General features: G+C 31.3%; 2 protein-coding genes. Both read right to left on the bottom strand.

All coding sequences use genetic code 11. The features are described from left to right. Positions 1-282: 282 nt before the first annotated feature. On the bottom strand, positions 283-429 hold the full coding sequence (locus tag E5983_RS09745) for a hypothetical protein (protein WP_202056711.1): 147 nt from the start codon (positions 427-429) through the stop codon (positions 283-285). A 224-nt stretch (positions 430-653) separates the two neighbouring features. Next, positions 654-2696: an NACHT domain-containing protein gene (locus E5983_RS08845; RefSeq protein WP_160333470.1), complete on the bottom strand. Its 2043-nt coding sequence runs from the start codon at positions 2694-2696 to the stop codon at positions 654-656. Between the last annotated feature and the right edge of the window lie 191 nt (positions 2697-2887).

The raw sequence follows: 2887 nt of genomic DNA, 5'->3' as shown, positions 1-2887 counted from the left end.
ACTACGAACAAGATCCCGAAAAAGTAGCTCAATTCCTTAAAGAATTGGATAATTTAAGGGATATGGTTCCTGTTTATGTTGTCTTGTTCTTGTTTCAAATGACTATATAATCCAAAAAACTCCCTAAAACTTGCACTTTCCTTTTTACCCTTAACAACAAAATGTGTTATAATCGAAACATAAAAAGAGCTGGACGGCAATCCAGCTCAAAGTAGAACCGTTTAAGACGGTGACTCGTTAAACAGATTTAATCCGTCCTACTCGTCAAAGTAAAGGGACGGATTATTTTTTGTCGCCATCTTTGAAGATTAGATAGCAGAGACCGATCAACTCAATGCTAAAACTAGCAAAGAAAAAGATAGTCTGCACAACTTCAAAGGCGGTCAAAAAGCGCTCCTCCTTCCTGTCAGATTTTGATGAATTACCCATAGGCATCACCCTCTCTATCGAAAATCTGGAGCCACCGTCTTCACTTTTCTACAGGATTTATTCTAGCATGTTTCTTTCCAAAAGTATCAGATGAACTGGGTACTCTTGTTATTCCTTCAAAAGTTGCTACAATTATAGCTAGTAGGAAAAAGACCAGCGAACCTCTTGAAATACAAGGGATTTGCTGAGCTTTTTCCATTTTTAGATAATAAAGTCGGGATTATTCATATTTCCCCAAAAATCTCTTCTAAGCTGCTCTTTATGTCTTTATAGATATAGTCAGTTAATGGAGTATTCTCACTAAGATTTCTTGAGAACAAGAGGTTTGAAAAGCGAATACTCCTTATACAAACATCTGCAGATGCTCTATTTAATGATTGATAACTTTGGGTTATTTCATTATAAATATCCCAAAGATCATCTTCTAAATCACCAAGTCTAACTTCAACGGAATTATCATATTCTAAATGAGCTACATGATAAATATCTACCCAAGGTTCTCTGTTACTTTCCCAATAAATAATTCGTAATTTATAGGGCATGTCTTGATACTTAGAAAAATACTTGTAAATATTAGGGAAGCTGTTTTTTACCATCTCTAGATAACTTACTTCAGCGAACTTAAAAAAAGTCTCAGCGATTTCTATTTTTCTTTCAGTAGAATATAAGTCTAATACTAGACCGTTTGATTCTGTGTATTCCCTATCTCGACCAGGTACAATGGAACTCTTATAATTAACATTAGCACATTGTAAAAGAGATAACAATCTATTTAAACTGAACAACTCGACTCCTTCTGAAGTAAAAATCTGTGGAACACTTGGAGATTCTTCAAGAACATCATGAATCCTTTTTGAAACTTCTTTACTCATTTGACCAATATCCTCAATATCTTTAAGCCAAGGTACTCCATCTATGGTTTCTTTTAAAATCTCACATAAAACATAGTGACTTGCTGGTAATGATTGATCTTTCAGTATCTTGTTTAGATTATCCTTAATAACATCTATTGCTATTTTTCTCCCACTATCACCCACAAGCCCAGATAATTCTAGATTCGTACTACGCTGTATCATACTAGCCTTTTTTGTCAATATATTTTCTAGGTACTCCTGATTAGCCTGCCTAATATTACCAGCACTAATAATTTTTATATCCGGTGCACATTTATCAACAATGTCAAACCAGTAATACAGACTTGATTCATTAATACCTCCTGTAATACTTATCTTAAATTCTAATTTTTCCTCTTCTTTGAAAAATGGTTCAAATTGATCTGAAATAGAATAAAAGTAATTCTCTATAATAAATTTATACGTTTTATGAATTTCTGATAGCATTCTTTTAATTGTGTTCTCTGTAGAAAAATTTGTTACTCCATTTTTTCTTAATAAATCATTTTTAGAATTAACACACTCAATATACAGAGGTAAATTATGTTGCAAAACAAAATCTAAAAATTTATCCTGTTCCTCAATAGTTGAACATAATCCTGAAATAAAAATAACTACCTCTTGCCATTTTTCATCATAGACAAGTTTTTCAAAAAATTTTGGATTTGAAGAAACATTTAGATTCTTAGCTATATAGTACGCCGCACTATATTCCTTAAATAATTTATGAGAAAAAGTGATTTTATTTGAAACACTAAATATTCCAAAATTTATAAAATAATCAATTAGACTCCTTTGATTCAGCGCAACATCCGAGTAACTACTTATTATTTGATCAATTTCAATATATTCAAAACTTGATTGTTCAAAATGTTCATAAGAAAACCGGCCAAAAAGATTCAATGTGTTATGTAGGGATAATTCTAGATAATTGTTGTTATTGTGATAATTGTTCTCGAAATATTCTGTAAAAATTTGGGTTCTATTTAACAACTCCTTGTTTTGCTTGTCAGCCAAAATAGTCTTTCCAATTCTAAACAACAAAGGGTTTCTAAATAATTCAAGGTATGATTTAGGCAGATTACTATATCCTCTAACTTGAATTAAATCATTTTGAATTATACTATCAGACAAGCCTGTTAGGTAGAAAGTATTTTTTTTCCCGAGCTCGTACTTATAACGATTTCCTCGAGTTGTAAAGAAGAAAAAATTTTGATTATCTGATCCCATTAATTGATTAGCTTCACCAAAAAATTTTTTTCTCTTTTTCTCATCAATGATATCATCAATACCATCGAAGAACAATGCTAATTGACTATTGTAGAATAATTGTATTATGGCTTCCCTACTATTCCCTTCAATGAAAGGTTCCATTTTCGATTGAATAATATCAAATAATGTTCTCGAACTATCTTCATATTCCGAGAGTGTACAATATCTTGTGTAAACGCAAAAAAAGAATAAATCCTGTTATAGTAGAGTTAGACAAAAAAATACTACTAGAAAGATTTATTCCCATGACCCAGTTTATCACAGATTTAACCACATTTCTAGCTAATCATTCA

The sequence above is a fragment of the Streptococcus danieliae genome (assembly GCF_009767945.1).
Lineage (GTDB): Bacteria > Bacillota > Bacilli > Lactobacillales > Streptococcaceae > Streptococcus > Streptococcus danieliae.
The sequence above is the reverse complement of the archived record's forward strand: the minus strand, read 5'-3'. Positions and strand labels throughout refer to the sequence as shown.

Excerpts from the sequence above, each read along its gene's own strand:
- E5983_RS09745 (WP_202056711.1), bottom strand. The coding sequence starts at position 429 with ATGGGTAATTCATCAAAATCTGACAGGAAGGAGGAGCGCTTTTTGACC.
- E5983_RS08845 (WP_160333470.1), bottom strand. The coding sequence starts at position 2,696 with ATGGAACCTTTCATTGAAGGGAATAGTAGGGAAGCCATAATACAATTA.